At 71.2% G+C, this 20,365-nt stretch carries 19 protein-coding genes; 9 read left to right on the forward strand and 10 right to left on the reverse strand.

The features are described 5' to 3' along the window. Positions 1 to 26: 26 nt before the first annotated feature. The 3 genes from JKJ07_RS21155 to JKJ07_RS21165 are packed head-to-tail and all read right to left on the reverse strand — an operon-like array spanning position 27 to position 2,855. Positions 27 to 1,253 (reverse strand): SIS domain-containing protein, encoded by a 1,227-nt coding sequence (locus JKJ07_RS21155; protein ID WP_438871429.1) that lies wholly within the window; start codon positions 1,251 to 1,253, stop codon positions 27 to 29. Then, a complete protein-coding gene (locus tag JKJ07_RS21160; protein WP_202993373.1) occupies positions 1,253 to 1,432 on the reverse strand; it encodes a Trm112 family protein in 180 nt (59 codons plus the stop codon). The genes JKJ07_RS21155 and JKJ07_RS21160 overlap by 1 nt, the downstream gene beginning before the upstream one ends. A 43-nt stretch (positions 1,433 to 1,475) precedes the next feature. Next, positions 1,476 to 2,855 carry a phosphomannomutase/phosphoglucomutase gene (locus JKJ07_RS21165; protein ID WP_202993374.1) on the reverse strand — a complete coding sequence of 460 codons (1,380 nt, stop codon included), beginning with the start codon at positions 2,853 to 2,855 and terminating at the stop codon, positions 1,476 to 1,478. A 182-nt stretch (positions 2,856 to 3,037) separates the two neighbouring features. On the opposite strand from JKJ07_RS21165, the gene JKJ07_RS21170 reads away from it, so the two are divergent. From JKJ07_RS21170 to JKJ07_RS21185, 4 genes are all read left to right on the forward strand, one after another. Further along, positions 3,038 to 4,324: a GAF domain-containing protein gene (locus JKJ07_RS21170; RefSeq protein WP_202993375.1), complete on the forward strand. Its 1,287-nt coding sequence runs from the start codon at positions 3,038 to 3,040 to the stop codon at positions 4,322 to 4,324. A gap of 33 nt (positions 4,325 to 4,357) precedes the next feature. Further along, the gene (adh, locus tag JKJ07_RS21175; RefSeq protein WP_202993376.1) at positions 4,358 to 5,881 is read left to right on the forward strand and encodes an aldehyde dehydrogenase; all 1,524 of its coding nucleotides are present in this window, start codon (positions 4,358 to 4,360) and stop codon (positions 5,879 to 5,881) included. Positions 5,882 to 5,885: 4 nt separating this feature from the next. Beyond that, entirely contained in the window at positions 5,886 to 6,257 is a 372-nt protein-coding gene (locus JKJ07_RS21180) for a DUF779 domain-containing protein (protein WP_202993377.1), read from the forward strand. A 343-nt stretch (positions 6,258 to 6,600) separates the two neighbouring features. Further along, on the forward strand, positions 6,601 to 7,452 hold the full coding sequence (locus tag JKJ07_RS21185) for a polysaccharide deacetylase family protein (RefSeq protein WP_202993378.1): 852 nt from the start codon (positions 6,601 to 6,603) through the stop codon (positions 7,450 to 7,452). On the opposite strand, the gene JKJ07_RS21190 is transcribed toward JKJ07_RS21185, so the two are convergent. After that, a complete protein-coding gene (locus tag JKJ07_RS21190) occupies positions 7,453 to 7,821 on the reverse strand; it encodes a DUF3499 domain-containing protein (protein ID WP_202993379.1) in 369 nt (122 codons plus the stop codon). Between the two features lie 206 nt (positions 7,822 to 8,027). Here JKJ07_RS21190 and JKJ07_RS21195 point away from each other — a divergent pair, with 206 nt between their 5' ends. Next, a complete protein-coding gene (locus JKJ07_RS21195) occupies positions 8,028 to 8,507 on the forward strand; it encodes a metallopeptidase family protein (protein WP_438870759.1) in 480 nt (159 codons plus the stop codon). Here the strand turns inward: JKJ07_RS21195 and JKJ07_RS21200 are convergent. The 3 genes from JKJ07_RS21200 to JKJ07_RS21210 all read right to left on the reverse strand — a co-directional run bounded on the left by JKJ07_RS21200 (position 8,504) and on the right by JKJ07_RS21210 (position 12,588). Then, a complete protein-coding gene (locus JKJ07_RS21200; protein WP_014688021.1) occupies positions 8,504 to 8,761 on the reverse strand; it encodes a WhiB family transcriptional regulator in 258 nt (85 codons plus the stop codon). The genes JKJ07_RS21195 and JKJ07_RS21200 overlap by 4 nt on opposite strands. Positions 8,762 to 9,046: 285 nt before the next feature. Beyond that, positions 9,047 to 11,557, reverse strand: a complete 2,511-nt coding sequence (locus JKJ07_RS21205) for a bifunctional FO biosynthesis protein CofGH (protein WP_202993382.1) — start codon at positions 11,555 to 11,557, stop codon at positions 9,047 to 9,049. A 74-nt stretch (positions 11,558 to 11,631) separates the two neighbouring features. Beyond that, positions 11,632 to 12,588 (reverse strand): hypothetical protein, encoded by a 957-nt coding sequence (locus JKJ07_RS21210; protein ID WP_202993383.1) that lies wholly within the window; start codon positions 12,586 to 12,588, stop codon positions 11,632 to 11,634. A 111-nt stretch (positions 12,589 to 12,699) separates the two neighbouring features. Here JKJ07_RS21210 and cofD point away from each other — a divergent pair, with 111 nt between their 5' ends. The 3 genes from cofD to JKJ07_RS21225 are packed head-to-tail and all read left to right on the forward strand — an operon-like array spanning position 12,700 to position 15,296. Beyond that, entirely contained in the window at positions 12,700 to 13,656 is a 957-nt protein-coding gene (cofD, locus tag JKJ07_RS21215) for a 2-phospho-L-lactate transferase (RefSeq protein ID WP_202993385.1), read from the forward strand. A gap of 28 nt (positions 13,657 to 13,684) precedes the next feature. Then, entirely contained in the window at positions 13,685 to 14,734 is a 1,050-nt protein-coding gene (locus JKJ07_RS21220; protein ID WP_202993387.1) for a coenzyme F420-0:L-glutamate ligase, read from the forward strand. A gap of 10 nt (positions 14,735 to 14,744) precedes the next feature. Beyond that, positions 14,745 to 15,296 (forward strand): NUDIX hydrolase, encoded by a 552-nt coding sequence (locus JKJ07_RS21225; RefSeq protein WP_202993388.1) that lies wholly within the window; start codon positions 14,745 to 14,747, stop codon positions 15,294 to 15,296. Between the two features lie 3 nt (positions 15,297 to 15,299). Here the strand turns inward: JKJ07_RS21225 and JKJ07_RS21230 are convergent, their stop codons facing one another. Beyond that, positions 15,300 to 16,415, reverse strand: a complete 1,116-nt coding sequence (locus tag JKJ07_RS21230) for a mannose-1-phosphate guanylyltransferase (protein WP_202993389.1) — start codon at positions 16,413 to 16,415, stop codon at positions 15,300 to 15,302. Between the two features lie 18 nt (positions 16,416 to 16,433). After that, on the reverse strand, positions 16,434 to 17,585 hold the full coding sequence (locus JKJ07_RS21235; protein WP_202993390.1) for a glycosyltransferase family 4 protein: 1,152 nt from the start codon (positions 17,583 to 17,585) through the stop codon (positions 16,434 to 16,436). Positions 17,586 to 17,745: 160 nt separating this feature from the next. On the opposite strand from JKJ07_RS21235, the gene JKJ07_RS21240 reads away from it, so the two are divergent. Then, entirely contained in the window at positions 17,746 to 18,450 is a 705-nt protein-coding gene (locus JKJ07_RS21240; RefSeq protein WP_202993391.1) for a TIGR03089 family protein, read from the forward strand. Here JKJ07_RS21240 and JKJ07_RS21245 read toward each other — a convergent pair. Beyond that, positions 18,431 to 20,365, reverse strand: coding sequence for an acetoacetate--CoA ligase (locus JKJ07_RS21245; protein WP_202993392.1), 1,935 nt, complete (start codon positions 20,363 to 20,365; stop codon positions 18,431 to 18,433). The two genes, JKJ07_RS21240 and JKJ07_RS21245, sit on opposite strands and share 20 nt — an antisense overlap.

The following is a 20,365-nucleotide window of genomic DNA, read 5'->3' on the forward strand; positions in this document are numbered from 1 at the left end:
CGCAGTGATGGTCCGAAAAAGATCGGTCACTGCATTCCCTCGGGCAGCGGGTTGGAAAGCTCTTTCATCTCACTAATTGCGGGCACGGCCATCGGGTCGAGCCCGTGCGCCAGCGCGAGGTAGAGCGAGGCGAAATCGGGCACGGCGGTGAGCGAGGCGAGCCGCTCGAGCGCGGAGCCGCCCTCGGCGGTCAGCACGTCGCAGCGCACGCCGCGCCGCTCGGCCAGGGTCTGCACGGCGTCGGCGCGGCGCTCCTCGACGGCGATCGGCTCGTCGGCGTCGTCCTCCGGGTTGAGCCCGCCGTCGCGGAACAGCACCAGCCGCAGCCGGGTGGCGCCGGACTCCTCGGCGTCGGGGTCGGCGAAGATGTCGCGCGACGACTCGGCGAGCCCGCCGAAGACGCCGTCGAGCAGGCCGACGCGGCCGCGGCCGGCCTCGCCCAACGCGCCCGCCATCACCGGATAGCGCGCGTTGGCGGCCAGGGTGTCGGCGAAGCGGCGGGCGGCCACCGTGGCCAGCGGCGAGGAACCCCAGACGATCGGGATCGAGCCGGCCAGGTCGAGCGCGAGCGCCTTGGCCGGGTTGACGAACGCGTCGGCGCCGGGCCGGCAGCGCTCGGCGTCGGCGTCGAGCCGGGTCGCGGTCTCGGCCAGGTCGGCCTCGTTGACCTTGACCAGGCCGATCGCCCGCGCGGCGAGCAGCACCGGCACGGCCAGGCCCCACAGGCTGGCCCGGGCCGGCGCGCGCCGGGGCACCGCGAAGAACGGGGCCCGGGCCCGCGCGGCCATGGCCTCGAGCTCGGAGTCGGGGTTGCCCACGGCGACCAGGCGGGCGCCGCGCCGGGCGGCCGCCTCGGCCGCGGCCAGCGCCTCGGGGCTGCGGCCGGAGGCGGAGACGGCGATGACGACGTCGGCCGCGCCGACCCAGCCGGGCAGGCCGGGGCTGCGGTGCCCGATGATCGGCACCGGGCAGCGCGGGCCGGCCACGGTCGACAGGATGCTGCCGGTCAGGCCGGCCGTGCCGATGCCGGCGACGACGACCGCGCGGGGGCGGCCCTCGTCGGCCAGCATGCTCAGGTCGGTCTCGGCGGCCAGCGCGGCCGCCTCGCGCACCTGGGCGCCCGCCGACGCCGTGGCGCGCAGCATGCCGCCCGGGTCGTTGGCGAGCATCGACTTCTCGTCGTCGAGCAGAGACTCGTCGGCGTGCCGATGACCGTGCACGCCGGCGGCCCCGCCTTCCAGCGGGCCCGCCATCAGGCCGATGCTCCGGGACGCGCCTCGTCGAGCAGCAACACCGGGATGTCGTCGCGGATCTCGAAGACCCGGCCGCACTCGGTGCAGGTGAGGGTCTGCGCGTCAGCGTCGTGGGTGAGCGGCGCGTGATGCGTGTCCGGGCAGGCCAGAATGTCCAACAGCTGCGGATCGAGGGCCACCGAACGGCTCCTTACATGAGGGAAGGGCGAAAACCAGACGATCCTAACTGCGGACGATGGCGAGCACTTCGTCCCTCAGGGCCGCCATCCGGTCCGGCTTCGCGGCCTCGACGTTCAGGCGCAGCAGCGGCTCGGTGTTCGAGGCCCGCAGGTTGAACCAGGCGCCGTCGGGCAGGCTCACGGTGAGGCCGTCGAGCTCGTCGAACGTCGCGCCCGCGAACGCGGCCCGCACCTCGGCCACCTTGGCCGCGGCGTCGGCGACCGTGGAGTTGATCTCGCCGGAGGCGCTGTAGCGCTCGTACTCCGCGGCGAACTCGGAGAGCGGCCTGTCCTGCCCGCCCAGCGCGGCCAGCACGTGCATCGCGGCCAGCATGCCGGTGTCGGCGAACCAGAAGTCGCGGAAGTAGTAGTGCGCCGAGTGCTCGCCGCCGAAGACCGCGTTCGTCCGGGCCATCTCGGCCTTGATGAACGAGTGGCCGACCCGGCTGCGCACGGGGGTGCCGCCGGCCTCCTTGATGATCTCGGGCACGGCGTTCGAGGTGATCAGGTTGTGGATGATCGTGCTGCCCGGGAACTTGGCCAGCTCGCGCCGGGCGACCAGGGCGGTGACTGCCGAGGGCGAGACCGGGTCGCCGTTCTCGTCGATGATGAAGCAGCGGTCGGCGTCGCCGTCGAACGCGATGCCGATGTCGGCGCCCTGCTCGCGGATCGCGTTTTGCAGGTCGACCAGGTTGGCCGGGTCGAGCGGGTTGGCCTCGTGGTTGGGGAACGAGCCGTCGAGCTCGAAGTAGAGCGGGACGATCTCGAGCGGCAGCGCGGGCAGCACCTGGTCGCCGAGCACGGCCGGCACGGTGTAGCCGCCCATGCCGTTGCCGGCGTCGACGATCGCCTTGAGCGGCCGGATCGCCGACAGGTCGACCAGCGAGCGCAGGTGCTGCGCGTAGTCGGCCAGCAGATCGCGGGTCTCGACCCGGACCGGGCCGTCGGCCCCGGCGTTCAGGTCGTCGAGCAGGGCCTCGGCGCGCTGCCGGACGACGGCGAGGCCGCTGTCCTGGCCGACCGGCTTGGCGCCCGCGCGGCACAGCTTGATGCCGTTGTATTGCGCGGGGTTGTGGCTGGCGGTGAACATGGCGCCGGGCAGGCCGAGCGCGCCGGAGGCGTAATAGAGGCCGTCGGTCGAGGCCAGCCCGACGTTGATCACGGCCGCGCCGGCCGAGTTGGCGCCGCGGGCGAACGCGGCGGCCAGGCCGGGGCCGGACTCGCGCATGTCGTGGGCGATGACGATCTCGTCCGCGTTGTCACCGGACTCGCGCAGCATCTCGACGAACGCCGTGCCCAGGGCCCGGGCGACCGACTCGTCGAACTGATCCGGGACGATGCCCCGGACGTCGTACGCCTTGACAAGCTTGGACAGGTCAGACACTGCGCCCCCTATGGCACTGCTCAGGATGTTCGGGCCGAGAGTAGCGGAGCCGCGAAGTCGGCAAGGTGGCAACGAGGCGGCATCACTGTTACGTGATCCGATCGCGATAAATACTCCCGGCCGAACAGCGCTTGTCGCCGGGCGTGATGCGGGTCACGATGGGTGGGTCTGGAGGTGTCTCCTTGGCCAACCCGTGGCTCGCCCTCGACGCCGGCGCCGATCCCGTCGAGCGGATGCGGCAGGTCGGGCGCGCCCACGAGCGGTTCGTGGCCGGGGAAACCGCCTCGGGCCCGGCGATGCGGTCGGTGGTGGCCGACTCCTGGCGCCGGTCGGCCGTGGCGCTGCCGAGCCCCGACGCGACGGCCCCGATCGACCTCAGCGACACCGACCTCGAGTCGTACCGGGCGGCCCACCCGCTGGCGCGCGTCCTGCCGATCTTCCGCGACCTGCTCGGCGGCCTGGCCGAGGACGGGGAGCACCTGATGGCGGTCTGTGACGCGTACGGGCGGCTGTTGTGGGTCGAGGGGACGGCCAAGGTGCTGCGCGCGGGCGAGCGGATGAACTTCGTGCCCGGCGCCCTGTGGGACGAGGCGCACGCCGGCACGAACGCGCCCGGCACGGCGCTGGCCATCGACCACCCGTTGCAGATCTTCGCGACCGAGCACTTCAGCCGGCCGGTGCAGCGCTGGACGTGCGCGGCCGCCCCGATCCACGACCCGGCGACCGGGCGGTTGCTGGGCGCGATCGACGTGACCGGCGGCGATCACCTGGCCAACCCCCACAGCCTTGCCCTCGTACGGGCGACCGCGCTCGCCGCCGAGGCCTACTTGCGCGGCAGCCTGACGCCGGCCCCGACCGCGGGCTCGGTGGCCGCGCTCGGCCGCAACGAGGCCCTGCTGACCTTCGAGGGCCGCCGGTGGCGCCTCGGCCGCCGCCACTCCGAGCTGCTCGTGCTGCTGCTGGCCCATCCCGAGGGCAGCACGGGCGACGAGCTCGGGGTCGGGCTCTACGGCGACGACGCGAGCCCGGTCACCGTCCGCGCCGAGCTGTCCCGGCTGCGCCGCACACTGGGGCCGGAGCTGATCGAGGCGCGGCCCTACCGGCTGCGGGCCGAGGTCGAGCCCGACTTCCGTACGGTCGTGCGGCTGCTCGAGCACGGCCGCGTCGCGCAGGCCCTGGAGGCGTACGGGGGACCGCTCCTGCCCTTCTCCGACGCCCCGGGCGTGGTCAAGCTGCGGCGGCTCGTCGACGACCGCCTGCGCGCGGCGCTGCTGGCCACCGGCGATCGCGACCTGTTGCAGAGGTGGCTGCACTCCCCGTGGGGCGCCGACGACCTGGAGATCTGGGAGGCATACGCCCACCTCCTGCCCCCGACCGCCCCGGCCCGCCCGCTGGCCCTGACCCGGGTCGCCGAGCTTCAGCGCGAGTACGGGCTTCTTGCAACGTCTGTGCAACGTACCCGTAACTAACGTCGGCCGTACCCCATTGGTACGGAGGCAGGCATGACCGTATATTCCGCGCCCGGCACCGACGGCGCGATCGTCAACTATGAATCCCGCTACGACCACTTCATCGGTGGCGAGTATGTGCCTCCGGCGAAGGGTCAGTACTTCGCCAACCCCAGCCCCGTCACCGGCGAGGACTTCTGCGAGGTGGCCCGGGGCACGGCCGAGGACGTCGAGAAGGCGCTGGACGCCGCGCACGGCGCCGCCGACGCCTGGGGCCGCACCTCGACCGCCGAGCGGGCCAACATCCTCAACAAGATCGCCGACCGGATGGAGGCCAACCTCGAGAAGCTCGCGGTCGCCGAGGCCTGGGAGAACGGCAAGCCCGTACGCGAGACGCTGGCCGCCGACATCCCGCTGGCGATCGACCACTTCCGGTACTTCGCCGGCGCCATCCGCGCCCAGGAGGGCACCGCGGGCGAGATCGACGACGACACCGTCGCGTACCACTTCCACGAGCCGCTGGGCGTGGTCGCGCAGATCATCCCGTGGAACTTCCCGATCCTGATGGCCGTGTGGAAGCTCGCCCCGGCGCTGGCGGCGGGCAACGCGGTCGTGCTCAAGCCGGCCGAGCAGACCCCGGCGTCGATCCACTACCTGGTGTCGCTGATCGCCGACCTGATCCCGCCGGGCGTGCTCAACATCGTCAACGGGTTCGGCGTCGAGGCCGGCAAGCCGCTCGCCTCGTCGAACCGGGTCGCCAAGGTCGCCTTCACCGGCGAGACCACCACGGGCCGCCTGATCATGCAGTACGCCTCGGAGAACCTCATCCCGGTCACCCTCGAGCTGGGCGGCAAGAGCCCGAACATCTTCTTCGAGGACGTGAGCCGGCTCGACGACGACTTCTACGACAAGTCGCTCGAGGGCTTCTCGATGTTCGCGCTCAACCAGGGCGAGGTCTGCACCTGCCCGTCGCGCGCGCTCATCCAGCAGAGTATCTACTCCGACTTCCTGGGCGCGGGCGTCAAGCGGGTCGAGAACCTCAAGCAGGGCAACCCGCTCGACACCGACACCCAGGTCGGCGCGCAGGCCTCGAACGACCAGCTCGAGAAGATCCTGTCGTACCTGGACATCGGCCGGCAGGAGGGCGCCAAGGTCCTCACCGGTGGGGCGCGGGCCGACCTCGGCGGCAACCTGTCCGGCGGCTACTACGTGCAGCCGACGATCTTCCAGGGCAACAACACCATGCGGATCTTCCAGGAGGAGATCTTCGGGCCGGTCGTCTCGGTGACCTCGTTCGACGACTACGCGGACGCCATCAAGATCGCCAACGACACGCTCTACGGCCTCGGCGCCGGCGTGTGGACCCGCGACATCAACACGGCGTACCGGGCCGGCCGCGCGATCAAGGCGGGCCGCGTGTGGACGAACTCGTACCACCTCTACCCGGCGCACGCCGCGTTCGGTGGCTACAAGCAGTCCGGCATCGGCCGCGAGAACCACAAGATGATGCTCGACCACTACCAGCAGACCAAGAACCTGCTCGTGTCGTACAGCCCCAAGGCGATGGGCTTCTTCTAAGCCGATGGCCACCAGGGTTGATGTCACTCCCGCGGCTGCCGACCTCATGCGGCAGCTGCGGGACCAGCACGGTCCGCTGATGTTCCACCAGTCCGGCGGTTGCTGCGACGGCAGCTCGCCGATGTGCTATCTGGAGGGCGAGTTCCGTACGGGCAAGTCCGATGTGCTGCTCGAGGCCCTGAAGATCGACGGGGTGCCCGAGCCGATCACGTTCTGGATGTCGGCCTCGCAGTTCGAGCTCTGGAAGCACACGCACCTGACGGTGGACGTGGTTCGCGGGCGCGGCTCCGGCTTCTCGCTGGAGGCGCCCGAGGGCGTACGGTTCCTGATCCGATCGCGCCTGCTCACCGAGCAGGAGCTCGCCGAATTGTCCTGATCGGAGCCGATCGGGATCATTTGAGACTGGCCACAATCTGATCCGCGCGCCGCCGTCGTCCCGTATCAATGGGAGACGGCGGCGTTTTTCGTGCCGCCGCCCCGCCCTGCCGCCGACCCCCGAGGAAAGAGTGCGACCCCCCTCCGCCCACCAGCTTCTGGCCGCCCTGCACGCCCTGGACCGCCGCGCAATGGCACTCACCCGCAGGGTGCTCAAATCGGTCCGAAACGGCGACGAACGGCCGGTTGACGTCTCCCCTGACCGTGCCGAATCCCGCCGGGAGGTGGCGGTTCGAGGCTTCCGAGCGGCAATGTCGGCAGCCGGACGGCAGAGGGAGGCTGTGATGCGGATGTCACGCGCCAGGAAGGCGGTTCTGCTCGGCGTCGTGCTGCTGGCGGTGGGACTGACCGGGCGCGCGTCGGCCGAGACGCGCCTGCCCGAGGCCGGCCCGCCGGTCGCCGCGCCCGCGGTGTCGCCGTCGGCGGCCGCGCCCACCACCAAGCCGGCCGCCCCGGCCAAGACGGCCAAGCCCAAGCCGAAGAAAACCAAGCAGCCGACCGCCCGCAAGGTCGTCAACCCCCGGTTCGCCGGGCCCGCGGGCAGCCACGTGCTCACCGGCACCAAGGGCGTCGCGCTCACGTTCGACGACGGCCCCGACCCGGCCGAGACGCCGAAGCTGCTCAGGCTCCTGGCCAAGCATCACGTCAAGGCCACGTTCTGCCTGGTCGGCAGCAACGCGCAGCGGCACCCGGAGCTGGTGCGGCAGATCGTCGCGGGCGGTCACACGCTCTGCAACCACACCTGGAACCACAGCCTCAAGCTGGGCAAGGACCCGGCCGGCAAGATCCGGGCCGACCTGCAGCGCACCAACGCGGCGATCCTCAGGGCCGCACCCAAGGCAAAGATCAAGTATTTCCGCGCGCCCGGCGGCAACTTCACGCCGCGGCTGGTGGCGGTGGCCGGGCAGCTGAAGATGACGTCGATCTACTGGGAGGTCGACCCGCGCGACTGGAGCCACCGCAAGGGCGAAAGCAGCGCGGCCCACCAGGCCAAGGTCATCTCCAGCATCACGCGGCACTGCCGGCCGGGCGCGATCGTGCTGTCGCACGACTACGCGCAGCCGGACACCATCGCGGCGTACAAGAAGCTCATCCCGTGGCTCAAGAAGCGCTACACGCTCGTCGCGCTGCCGTAGCTAGTGCGAAGGTGGGATGACCCTCAAGTGACCCCTGCGGCCCGTCTGGTGGCCGGGGACACGCTCCTCGTCGTCGGTGCGCGGGGGCGGCGCCGGCGGGCGGGCCGCCTCGCGCACGGCGTCGGCCAGGGCGACCAGGTCGTCGGTGGTGGGCGGCGGCGGGGCGAAATCGCCGTCGTGCCGGACGAGCTCCCAGCCTCGGGGGGCGGTGAGGCTGCGGGCGTGCGGCTCGCACAAGTCGTACGTGTGGGGTTCGGCGAAGGCCGCCAGGGGGCCGACGACCGCCGTGGAGTCGCTGTAGACGTAGGTCAGCGTGGCGACCGCCTGTCGGGGACAGCCGTTCCGGGAGCAACGCCGTGGTGACCTCACGGCGGCACGTTATCTCTCCGAGCGCCCGCGTGGGGGCCGAAGCCCCGCGACACGCCGACCCACGATGCATCACGATTCGGCCATGACGGCCCGACACGCCGCCCCCGATGGGGCGAATTACCGGCGTACGCCCCCGTTGGGACGAATCAACAACGCCGCAACTCCTCTGCCGCCGTGTCACACCGTCGGAGGACTAGAGTTGCGGAGTGACCACCAGTCCCGAACGCCGCCGCACCGATCCTTCCCGGGCGGCGCGCAAGGCCGGGCCGGGACACCCCGCGCGCCGCGACCGGCACGGCCGGGGTCTGCGGGGCCGGCTGGTGCCGGCCACCGTTCCCCTCGCCCGCACAAAAGCAGAGATCTTCGACGACCTGGTGCTCGACACGGTCGAGCAGCTCGAGCGGCGCTACGCCAAGGAGCTGGCCGGTGTCGAGTTCGCGGTCGAGGACGTGCCGCCCGAGCTCAACGTCTACGACTCCGACGTGCTCGAGGACGGCGAGGTGCCGCTGGCCCGGCTGTTGCCCGGTCGTCCCGGCCGGCAGGAGCTTCCCCCACGGATCGTGCTCTACCGGCGGCCGCTGGAATTCCGGGCGATGGACCGCGAGGACCTCGCCGACCTCGTCCACGATGTGATCATCGAGCAGGTCGCCAACCTGCTCGGGGTGGATCCTGATGAGCTCTCTTAAGCCACGCGCCGCTTGAGCTTGCGGCGCTCCCGCTCGGACAGTCCACCCCAGATACCGAAACGCTCGTCGTGGCCCAGTGCGTATTCGAGGCACTCGGCCTTGACCTCACAGCGACCACAGATCCGCTTCGCCTCCCGGGTGGAGCCCCCCTTCTCCGGGAAGAAGGCTTCCGGGTCGGTCTGCGAACACAGCGCCCGCTCCTGCCACTCGGGCGCGTCCCCGAGCAGGTCGACCCCTTCAACCTGCGCTTCCATCGGCGTGCCTCCCAATTTCCGCGCCGGCAACAATGCCGGCGCTGACCCCCCACGCACGCAGCGTGTTATTTGTGAGCAGAGTTCGCATTCACGACTTCCTCACTCACAACCCCACCGAAATTACACGCGTGTAAGACGTGCGTCGTCAAGCCGAACCTGATAAATAGGCCCGTTTCCCCGGCGCGCCCCCGGCGCGTCGTGGTCCCGTTCCTGCCATATCTCTCCGGGGCACCGGAAAGTAACGCAGCCAGGCCCGCCTGCGTCCAATTTAACCCGATTTGTGATCTAGCGTCGACCGTAGGTTGTCGTCCGCTCCACGGCCGGGCGACCCGCGGTTGCCGCGAGTTCCTTCAGCTCAGCGACTGTTCGTGCCGATCCGTGCTCGGAGCCCGCCATACGCGAGATGGTTTCCTCCATCAGGGTGCCGCCAAGATCATTGCAGCCCCCGTTGAGCATTACCTGAGTGCCTTCGTCGCCCAGCTTCACCCACGAGCACTGGATGTTGTCGATGCGGCCGTGCAGCAGGACCCGGGCCATCGCGTGCACGACCCTGTTCTCCCGCCAGCTCGCCCCGTTGCGCGCGATGCCGGCCAGGTAGATCGGCGCGTTGGTGTGAATGAACGGCAGCGCCACGAACTCGGTGAAGCCATCCGTACGGTCCTGGATGCCGGCCAGCACCCGGAAGTGGCCGAGCCACTGCCGCGGGTGGTCGACGTGGCCGTACATCATGGTCGAGCTCGACCGGATGCCCAGCTCGTGGGCGGTGCTGACGACGTCGACCCAGGCGCTGGCCGGGAGCTTGCCCTTGGTCAGCACCCAGCGCACCTCGTCGTCGAGGATCTCGGCCGCCGTGCCGGGGATCGTGCCCAGCCCGGCCTCCTTGAGCTCGGCCAGCCACTCCCGCACCGGGACGCCGGCCTTGGCCGCGGCGGTGACGATCTCCATCGGCGAATACGCGTGGACGTGCATGCCGGGGACGCGCTGCTTGACGGCCCGCACCAGATCGGCATACGCCGTCACGGGCATCTTGGGGTCGATGCCGCCCTGCATGCAGACCTCGGACGCGCCGTCCGCCCAGGCCTGCTCGGCCCGCTCGGCCACCTGGTCGACCGAGAGGCGATAGGCGTCGGCGTCCTTCTCGCGCTGGGCGAACGCGCAGAACCGGCACCCGACGTAGCAGACGTTGGTGAAGTTGATGTTGCGGTTCACCACGTACGTGATGTCGTCGCCGTTGACCTGTTTGCGCAGGTCGTCGGCGATGCGGGCGAGCTCGTCGAGGGCCTCACCGTCGGCGTTGAACAGCGCCATCGCGGCGTCCTCGTGCTCGGGCAGCAGCAGCTTCGCCGGGTCGGAGGCGGCCAGCTTGAGGCCCGCGAGCACGTCCTGCGGCAGGCTGGCCCGCGTGTCGGTGGTGATGTGCGCGGCGACCTCGCTCCAGTCGCCGTAGACATGATCGAAGTCGGATCGGCGGTCGGCCGTGCGGCCCTCGCTGTCGATCGTGGCGAACAGATCAGTCCGGCCCGAGCCGTACGCGTCGTCGGGCTCCTGCCAGGGGCGGCCCACCACCTCGGCGTCCTCGCGGGCCAGCCCGTCGGGGCCGGCCAGCGCGGCCACGTGGGCCGCGAGCCGGGGATCGAGCCAGCCCTCGGCGCCGCGGCGGACGTACTCCGGATAGATCGTCAGGCGCTCGCGCAACTCGAAGCCCGCGTCGGCCGACCGGGCCCGCAGCAGGTCGATCTGGGGCCACGGGCGCTCGGGGTTGACGTGGTCGGGGGTGACCGGCGAGACGCCGCCCCAGTCGTCGATGCCGGCCCGCAGCAGCAGCGAGAACTCGGCGTCGATCAGATTGGGCGGGGCCTGCACCCGGGCCCGGGGACCCATGATGATGCGGCCCACGGCCACCGTGGCGGCCAGCTCGCGCAGCTCGGCGTCGGGCATGCCGCGCATCGCCGTGTCGGGCTTGGCGCGGAAGTTCTGGATGATGAGCTCTTGGATGTGCCCGAACTCGCGGGCCGTGCGGCGCATCGCGAACAGCGCGTCGACCCGCTCGGCCGGGGTCTCGCCGATGCCGATCAGGATGCCCGTGGTGAACGGCACGCCCACGCGGCCGGCGTCGTCGAGCACCCTCAACCGTACGGCGGGCTCTTTGTCGGGGGAACCGTAATGCGGGCCGCCGGGCTCGGACCACAGCCGGGTCGCCGTGGTCTCGAGCATCATGCCCATGCTGGGCGCGACCGGCTTCAGGCGCTGCAGCTCGGCCCAGCTCATCACGCCCGGGTTGAGATGCGGCAGCAGGCCGGTCTCCTCGAGCACGGCGATCGCGCAGGCGCGCACGTAGTCGAGGGTGGAGTCGTAACCGCGCTCGTCGAGCCACTGCCGGGCCGCGGGCCAGCGCTCCTCGGGCCGGTCGCCCAGCGTGAACAGGGCCTCCTTGCAGCCCTGGGCGGCGCCCTGGCGAGCGATCTCGAGCACCTCGTCGCGCTCGAGGAAGGCCGCGGGCAGCCGATGCGGCACCGTGGCGAACGTGCAGTAGTGACACCTGTCCTGGCAGAGCCGGGTCAGGGGGATGAAGACCTTGCGGGAATACGTCACCACGCCCGGGCGGCCGGCCTCGCGCAGACCCGCGTCGCGCACGTTGCCGGCGATCGTCAGCAACTCGTCGAACTGGTCGCCGGTCGCGGCCAGCAGGGCCGTCGCCTCCTCGGCGTCGACCGCCTTGCCGTCGGCGGCGCGGCGCAGGGCGCGCCGGATGCTCGCTTCTGTGGGCCCTTTACCGACCGTGTTGACCTCTGCCACCCCAGCAGCCTAGGCCGGAAACCCGGCGGTTGCCCCGGGCGAACCGGGGCAACCGCAGTGGCATAGGACACGAGTCAGCGGCGCGGCGGGTCCTCGTCGGCCGGTCCGAAGCCGGGACGGTCCTCCGAGATTTTCTCGGTGCGGTCGTCGCCCGGGTGTGGCGCGTCGGGCGCTGTCCGGGTCGGCTCGGTGAAATTGGGGAACGCCGTCGTGGGCGCGGGGTGCGGCGGCTGGCCCGGCTGCGGGACGAAGGGGCCGGGCGGGCCCGAGGCCGGTGGCGCGGGCGGGGCCGACGCGGGCATCGGGACGGCGGACTGGTTCCAGGCCGGCGGCCGCTGCGGGTAGCCCGGCTGGGGCTGGCCCGGCTGGGGCTGGCCCGGCTGGGGCTGGCCGTACTGCGGGGGCTGCGGGTAGCCCGGCGGCGGGTAGCTGCCCGGGGCGAAGCCCGGCTGCTGCTGCGGCGGGGGGCCGTAACCCGGCTGGCCCGGGTAGGTGCCCGGCTGCCCGTACGCCGGCTGGCCGTAGACGCCCGGCTGCTGCTTGGGCTTGGCCACCTGGAACAGGCCCTGCCAGAGGCGGAACGTCGCATAGGCCGCCACGCCGAGCACGGCCAGCCACGCCGCGCGCACCAGCAGCTCCTCGAAGGCGATCCGCGCGCCGTTGTTGCTGGCGTGGTTGATCAGGCCGATCAGCAGGCCGAACAGCACGCCGAAGAGCGCCATCACCGCGTACTCCACCACGGCGATCAGCGTGATCAGCGACGCCTTGGGGTGGCGCGGCTGCACCAGGACGGCCAGCAGCACCGCGGCCAGCGGCATGAACACGGTGGCCGTGTTGACGAAGCCGTAGAAGCTGTCCTGCGTGCGATAGCCGAACTGGTTCTCGCCGTCCGGGATCAGCCGGATGACGGCCACGAAGAGCAGCAGGGCGGGGGCGCCGACAAGCGCGTACGCCGCGAGATCACGCAGCGGGCGGAGGAACTGCCCCGCCGATTTGCCCTCGCCCGGCGCGGGCTGCGGTTGGCTGGTCACGGAACTTCTCCCTGATGACGGTGGGTGAGGTCGGCTAAGGGTAGACCGGTCTCGCACGCGCTCCGATACCCGGCGGCGCGTTCTGTCATACGTGTGCGGGAGGATGGCGGCATGCGGATCGTGGTCCTCTCCGGCGGCATCGGCGGCGCGAAGTTCCTGGCCGGCGTGCGCGCCCATGCCCGCGGCCTCGGCGCCGAGGTCACCGCCGTGGTCAACGTCGGCGACGACGTGCGCATGCACGGCCTGCAGATCTGCCCCGACCTCGACAGCGTGATGTACACGCTGGGCGGCGCGCACGACCCCGAGCGCGGCTGGGGCCGGGTCGGCGAGAGCTGGGTGGTCAAGGAGGAGCTGGCGGCCTACGGCGCCGAGCCGTCGTGGTTCGGCCTGGGTGACAAAGACACGGCCACCCACCTCGTACGCACCCGGATGCTCGCCGCCGGCTATCCGCTGTCGCAGGTCACGGCCGCGCTGTGCGCCCGCTGGCAGCCCGGGGTGACGCTGCTGCCGGCCACCGACGACCGCCTCGAGACCCACGTGGTGGTCGACGTCGAGGGCGGGCGCAAGGCGATCCACTTCCAGGAGTGGTGGGTGCGCTATCGGGGGGACCTGCCGACCCACCGGTTCGTCTTCGTCGGGGCCGACGCGGCCCAACCGGCGCCCGGCGTGCTCGAGGCGATCGCCGGGGCCGACGTGGTGCTGGTCGCGCCGAGCAATCCGGTGGTCAGCATCGCCCCGATCCTGGCCGTCTCCGCGATCCGTGACGCCGTGGCCACCGGCCCGGCCCCGGTCGTCGGGGTCTCCCCCATCATCGGCGACTCCCCGATCCGCGGCATGGCCGACAAATGCCTGAACACGCTGGAGATCGAGGTCACGGCGGCGGGCGTCGGCGGGCTCTATGCGGCTCGCTCCGGCGGCGGCATCCTCGACGGGTGGCTGGTCGACACGTCCGACGCCGGCGTCGAGATCCCCGGCGTCGAGACCCGCGCGGTCCCGCTGTGGATGAGCTCCGAGGAGGCCACCGCCCAGATGGTCAAGGACGCGCTCGCGCTGGCCGGCGTCGCCTGAGATCACGTTTCGCAGAGGGGACGCAACAGTGACGGACGGGCTGGAGATCCTGCCGGTGCGCGGGATCGGCGACGTCGTGGCCGGGGACGACCTGGCCGAGCTGATCACCGCGGCGGCGCCGTGGCTGGCCGACGGCGACGTGCTGGTGGTCACCAGCAAGATCGTGTCGAAGGCCGAGGGGCGGCTGGCCGAGGTGCCGGCCGACGGGCCCGCGCGTGAGGAGGCCCGCCGCGAGGTGCTGGCCGCCGAGACCGCGCGGGTGGTGGCTCGCCGCGGGCCGACCACGATCGTGCAGACCCATCACGGGTTCGTGATGGCGGCGGCCGGCATCGACGCCTCGAACGTCGACAAGACCCACCTCGTGCTGCTGCCCGCCGACCCCGACGCGTCGGCCCGGCAGCTGCGGGCCGCGTTTGCCGAGCGCGGGCTCGACGTCGGGGTCATCGTCTCCGACACGATGGGCCGGGCCTGGCGCAACGGGCTGACCGACGTGGCGCTGGGCGCGGCCGGCATCGAGCCGATCCGCGACCACCGGGGCGAAACCGATCCGTACGGGAACGAGCTGGAGATCACCCAGATGGCGGTGATCGACGAGCTGGCCGCGGCCGGCGAGCTCGTCAAGGGCAAGTGCGACCAGGTGCCGGTGGCCGTCGTGCGGGGCTATCCGCGGGCCGGCATCGGCGACTCGGCGGGCGCGTCGGTGCTGCTGCGCGACGCCGCGTCCGACATGTTCAGCCTGGGCACGGCCGAGGCCCGCGCGGCCGGCCTGCTCGACGCGGCCCAGCTGCCCGACGGCGCCCTGCCCGGCCTTCCGATCGATCCCGCCGCGGTCGACCGTGCCGCGGCCGCCGTCGCCGGCCTGATCTCCCCGGCCGTCACCGTCGCGCCGGCCGAGGTCGTCACCGGCAGCGGCGCCACCGCGGCCCTGCATCTGCGGAGCCGTGACATGACGCCGGCCGGCCTGATGCGGCTGGGCGCCGACGCGCACCGGCTGCGGGCCGCGCTGGCTGCCGAGTCGATCGTCACGCTCTCGCTGCCCCACGAGGACGGCATCCGTCTCGAGCTCTCCGGAAATTGAGGACCCGACGTTGACACTGCACGCGGACGCCGTCCGGCTGCTGGAAGCCTGGTCGCCCACCTCCGACGAGGCCGCCCTGGCCCGCAAGCAGACAATCGAGCTGCTGGCCGACGGCCCGGTCGCCCTGACCCGGGCCCACCGGGCCGGTCATGTCACGGCCAGCGCGCTCATCGTCGACGGCGACGGGCGGGTGCTGCTCTGTCTGCACGGCCGCCTGGGCAAGTGGATGCAGCTCGGCGGTCATTGCGAAGCCGGCGACGAGACGCTGGCGGCGGCCGCGTTGCGCGAGGCCACCGAGGAGTCCGGCATCACGGGCCTGCGGCTGGATCCGGAGCCGATCGACATCGACGTGCACGAGGTGCGCTGCGGGGCGGCGGAGGGCGAGCCCGCCACGCCCTCCGTCCACTATGACGTCCGGTTCCTGCTGCGCTGCCCGGCCGGCACCCGCGAGACGATCAGCGCGGAGTCGGCCGAGCTGGGCTGGTTCGCGCCGGACGACCTGCCGAGCCCGCTCGCTTCGGGCACGGCCCGGCAGATCCCTCCGGCGCTGAGTCGCCTGTAGCCGCTAGACGTAGCCGTGCTGGCCGAGCTCCTTGAGCTCGTCGACCAGGCTCTTGACCTCCTGCGCGCGCTCGCGCGGGATCACCAGGACGGCGTCGGGGGTGTCGACGATGACCAGGTCGCGCACGCCCATGGCGGCGATGAGCCGGCCCTGGGTCGGCACGACCACCAGGCCCTCGGTCTCGCGCAGCAGCACGCCCGACTTCTGCTCGAGGTCGTGGCCCACGATGACGTTGCCGGACGGGTCGGCCGCCAGCACCTCGCCCAGAGTGTGGAAGTCGCCGACGTCGTTCCAGCCGAAGTCGCCGGTGACCGTGCCCACCCGGCCGACCGTGGCCGCGCCCTCCATGACCGCGTAGTCGACCGAGATGCGCGGCAGGGTCGGCCAGACCTCGCCCAGCACCTCCTCACGGGCGCCCGTGTCCCACGCCTGCGCGATGCGGGAGATGCCCGAGGCGAGCTGGGGCTGCTGCCGCGTCAACTCGGCCAGGAAAGCGTCGACCCGCCAGACGAACATGCCGGCGTTCCACAGGTAGTTGCCCGACTTCACGTAGCCCTCGGCCACGTCGTACGTCGGCTTCTCCTTGAACTCCTCGACCGCGAGCACCGGGCCGTCGCCGATCGCGTTGCCGCACTGCAGGTAGCCGTAGCCCGTCTCGGGGCGGGTCGGGGTGATGCCGAGCGTCATCAGCAGACCCTCGCGGGCGCCGACCATCGCCTTCCGGATGACTTCAGTGAAGCCTTCCTTGTCGGAGATCAGGTGGTCGGACGCGAACGAGCCCATGATCGCTTCCGGGTCGCGCCGGGCGATCACGGCGGCGGCCAGGGCGATCGCCGCGCACGAGTCCCGCGGCGACGGCTCGACCAGCACGTTCGCCTCGGGGATGGACTCGAGCTGCCGCGACACGGCGGCCGCGTGAGCGACGCCGGTGACCACGAAGATGCGGTCCATCGGGGCCAGCAGGTCGAGCCGGTCGACCGTGGCCTGAAGCAGCGACGCATCGGTTCCGGTCAACGGATGCAGGAACTTGGGGTGACCAGCCCGGGACAGCGGCCAGAGACGGGTGCCCGTCCCACCAGCCAAGACCACGCCGTACAGCCCGCCGAGTTCATCGCTCATGCGCACAGAGTGTAAAGGTCAGAGTGCCGCGACTCGTTTCCAGGTTGTGACGTGCACTTCCGCACTTGACGCCCAGGTGAATTCCTTGGCCCGGTCGAAGCCCGCCTTGGCCAACGTGAGGCGACGGGGCTCGTCGTGCAGCAGGTCAGCCAGGTCGGTGGCGATCCGGTCGGCATCCTCTGTCGTGTACGCGACAGCGTCGCCGCCGACCTCGGGCAGCGAGAGCCGCGGGGTGGTGAGAACCGGAGTGGCGCAGGCCATCGCCTCGAGGATCGGCAGGCCGAAGCCCTCGCCGAACGACGGGTAGCAGGCGACCAGCGCGCCGCCGAGGAAGCCGGGCAGGTCGGCGTAGCGCAGATAGCCGGGGCGCAGCAGGCGCAGGTGGGACGGCACCTCGGCCACGGCCCGGTCGATCTCGTCGTCGTGACCCTGGCCACCGGCGAGCACCAGTGCGGGCGGGTGCGGCCAGTCGGCGACCGCGCGGGCCCAGCCGCGGATCAGGTTGGGCACGTTCTTGCGGGGCTCCTTGGCCCCGAGGAACGCGACGTAACCCGCGTCGGTGAGGCCGAGCCGGGCCCGGACGCGGGCCTTCTCCTCCTCGGTCGGCGCGTGGAAGGCCGCCTGATCGACGCCGTGATAAGCCACGTCGATGCGGGTCGGGTCGGCGTCGAGCAGCCGGATCAGCTCGTCGCGGGTGGCCTTGCTGGGCACGATGACCCGGCCGGCGCGGCGCAGCGACGTCTTGATCGCGCTGCGGAAGAAGGTGCGCTTGGTGTTGTCGTAATGCTCCGGTTCGGTGAAGAACGTCGCGTCGTGCACGGTCACCGTGACCGGGCAGCCGGCGCGGAGCGGGCACGTGTAGAAGGGCGAATGCAGCACCTGGGCGCCGACCTGCTGCGCGAGCAGGGGCAGACCCGTCTGCTCCCACGCCAGCCGGGCGGGGCGGTGCGCGACGGCGGCCGGGCCGGCGATCACCTCGGCCTTGTTGTCGAGCATGCGGCTGTAACGCTCCGCATCCGAACGCTGGGCCACAACGGCCAGATCGACCCGGTCAGGATCCATCCGCCCGAGGGCACCGAGCAAGCCGTCGACGTATCTGCCGACTCCTCCTCGGTCTGCGGGGACGCTGGTGGCGTCGACGAGCACTCGCGGGGGGCGACCGGCGGTCACGAGGCAACTCCCAAAGAGGTTGTAATTCAGACCACTCGCAAGGGTACGCCCGCAATGCATCGCGCATGTGACCGCGACACCGCCTTGTTCCAAGCGTTTCGCGGTTCTCATCGCCCGTTCAGGATCGATTACTCTCGGTAATCCCTCTATCGTTGTTCCGGTGGAGACCACGATCCCGCAGGTGCTGGCGTCCGCGGTGCGCCGCGACCCGGCGAGCCCGCTGCTGACGTTCTACGACGACAAGAGCGGTGATCGCACCGAATTGTCCGGTGCGACTTTGGACAACTGGGTCTCAAAGACCGCAAACCTGCTGGTCGACGGGCTCGGGCTGGGCTCGGGCGAGACCGCCGCGGTGGCGCTCCCGCCGCACTGGCAGACGGCCGCGATCCTGCTCGGGGTCTGGTCGGCCGGGGTGACGGCGACAATCAACGATCCGGAGTCGGCCGACGTGCTCTTCGCCACGCCGGATCAGAGCACAACGACAAAAGCCCCGGACCGGTACGCGACGGGCCTGCTCCCCTTCGCGATGCCCCTGCGGGAACTGCCGGCCGGCTTCGCCGACTACGTGCTGGAGGTCCGCCAGTTCGGCGACCACTTCCCGGGCGCGCCGGTCGCCGCGGCGGATCGTGCGCTCGGCAACCGTACGCACGCCGAGGTGATCGCGGCCGCCCAGGCGCGCGCCACCGAGCTCGGCATCACCGCGGGCGGCCGGGTGCTGATCGACGCGACGCCCTTATTCGATCCGCTCGACTGGCTGGTCGCGCCGCTGGTCACAGGCGCGTCGATCGTGCTCTGCGCCAACCTCGACCCGGCCAAAGTCACCAGCCGGGCCGAGTCGGAGAAGGTCACGCTCGTCGTCGCCTAGCCAGCTCCTCGAAGGCCAGCAGCGATTCCGGGTTGGCCAGGGCGCCCTTGGCGGCGGCCGACTCGACCGGGGTGCCGGTGAGGATCCGCTTGACCGGCACCTCGAGCTTCTTGGCCGACAAAGTCCGAGGCACAGCCCGTACGGCGTAGATCTGGTCCGGAATGTGCCGGGGCGACAGGGCGGCTCGCAGCTCGCCGGCGATCCGCTTGCGGAGCGGGTCGTCCAGCTCGAGCCCCTCGGCCAGCACGACGAACAGCAGCAGCTCGCCGTTCGGGTTGTCCTCCTGCTCGAGGTGCACGACCACGGAATCGGCGACCTCGGGCAGGCCCTCGACCACGGAATAGAACTCGGATGTGCCGAGCCGGACGCCGCCGCGGTTGAGCGTCGCGTCGGACCGGCCGGTGATCACGCACGAGCCGTCGGCGCCAATGGTGATCCAGTCGCCGTGCCGCCACACGCCCGGGAAATAGTCGAAATAGGCCTCGCGGTAGCGCTTACCGTCCGGGTCGTTCCAGAAGCCGACCGGCATGCTCGGCATCGGGGCGGTGATCACCAGCTCGCCCAGCTCGTCGAGCACCGGGCGCCCGGCCGGGTCGTACGCCTCGACTCGGGCCCCCAAGGCGCGGCACGCGATCTTGCCCTCGACCACCGGGAGCAGCGGGACGGCGCCGACGAAACCGGTGCACACGTCGGTGCCGCCGGACAGCGACTGCAGCTGCAGGTGGCTGCCGACCGCCTCGTAGACCCAGTCGAAGCCCTCGGGCGGCAGCGGGGCGCCGGTCGAGCCGATGCCCTTGAGCCGCTCCTTGCGCGGGGTGATGCCGGCCTTGCGGCAAGCCATGAGAAAGGGCGCCGACGTGCCGAAATACGTGATGCCGGCCTCGTCGACCAGATCCCACAGCGCCGACATGCCGGGGAAGCCCGGGTTGCCGTCGAACAGCACGATGGCCGCGCCCACCGCCGGACCGCTGACCAGGAAGTTCCACATCATCCAGCCGGTCGTGGTGAACCAGAAGAAGCGGTCGCCGGGGCCGAGATCGTGATGCAGGGCCAGCATCTTGAGGTGCTCGACGAGGATGCCGCCGTGGCCGTGGACGATCGGCTTCGGCAGTCCCGTGGTGCCGGAGCTGTAAAGCACGTACAGGGGATGGTCAAAGGCGAGTTCCTCGTACGCCATGGGCTCGTCGCCTTTGAGGTCACTGAACGTGTCCTTGGCAGGATCGAGGTAGCCGATGGTCACCACGTGCTCGAGGGACGGAAGAGCCGCTTGGATGGCCGCCACCTCGTCGGTGCGGTCGATCGGCTTGTCGCCGTAGCGGTAGCCGTCGACCGCGACGAGGATCTTGGGCTCAATCTGTTGCCAGCGGTCGATCACACTGCGTACGCCGAACTCGGGGGCGCAGCTGGAGAAAACGGCGCCCAGGCTGGCCGTGGCGAGCATCAGGACGTACGTCTCGGGGATGTTCGGGGCGTACGCCGCTACTCGGTCGCCCTTTTTGACGCCGTACGCCCTCAGCCCGGCTCTGACGTTTCGGACTTTTTGCTTTAAGTCCTGCTTAGTTAGCGTGATTGGTTCGCGGGTCTGCGAGTAGGCCAGGACAACCGGGTCCTGGTCGTCGAGGCCGGGCATGCGCAGCACGTGCTCGGCGTAGTTGAGGGTGCCGCCGGGGAACCACTTCGCGCCGGGCATGGCGCGGTCGGGCAACACGCCCGAGGGCGGGTCGTGCCAGATCACCTCGAAATAGTCCGAGATCGACTGCCAGAACGCGGGCAGGTCGTCGGCGGACCACTGCCACAGCGCCGCATAGTCGGCGAACGTCAGGCCACGCTCGCGCTCCAGCCAGGACAGAAAATGCCCGATCCGGGTGGTCTCGCGAACATTCGCCGGGGGCTGCCACAACACTGTGCCCGTCAT

Origin of the sequence: Paractinoplanes lichenicola, from assembly GCF_016785085.1 — a bacterium.
Lineage (GTDB): Bacteria > Actinomycetota > Actinomycetes > Mycobacteriales > Micromonosporaceae > Actinoplanes > Actinoplanes lichenicola.

What these genes read in the sequence shown, in the direction of transcription:
- JKJ07_RS21245 (WP_202993392.1), bottom strand. Translation starts at nt 20,365, where the DNA reads ATGACGGGCACAGTGTTGTGGCAGCCCCCGGCGAATGTTCGCGAGACC.
- cofD (WP_202993385.1), top strand. Translation starts at nt 12,700, where the DNA reads ATGCGGATCGTGGTCCTCTCCGGCGGCATCGGCGGCGCGAAGTTCCTG.
- JKJ07_RS21230 (WP_202993389.1), bottom strand. Translation starts at nt 16,415, where the DNA reads ATGAGCGATGAACTCGGCGGGCTGTACGGCGTGGTCTTGGCTGGTGGG.
- JKJ07_RS21155 (WP_438871429.1), bottom strand. Translation starts at nt 1,253, where the DNA reads ATGGCGGGCCCGCTGGAAGGCGGGGCCGCCGGCGTGCACGGTCATCGG.
- JKJ07_RS21200 (WP_014688021.1), bottom strand. Translation starts at nt 8,761, where the DNA reads ATGGAAGCGCAGGTTGAAGGGGTCGACCTGCTCGGGGACGCGCCCGAG.
- adh (WP_202993376.1), top strand. Translation starts at nt 4,358, where the DNA reads ATGACCGTATATTCCGCGCCCGGCACCGACGGCGCGATCGTCAACTAT.
- JKJ07_RS21180 (WP_202993377.1), top strand. Translation starts at nt 5,886, where the DNA reads ATGGCCACCAGGGTTGATGTCACTCCCGCGGCTGCCGACCTCATGCGG.
- JKJ07_RS21185 (WP_202993378.1), top strand. Translation starts at nt 6,601, where the DNA reads ATGCGGATGTCACGCGCCAGGAAGGCGGTTCTGCTCGGCGTCGTGCTG.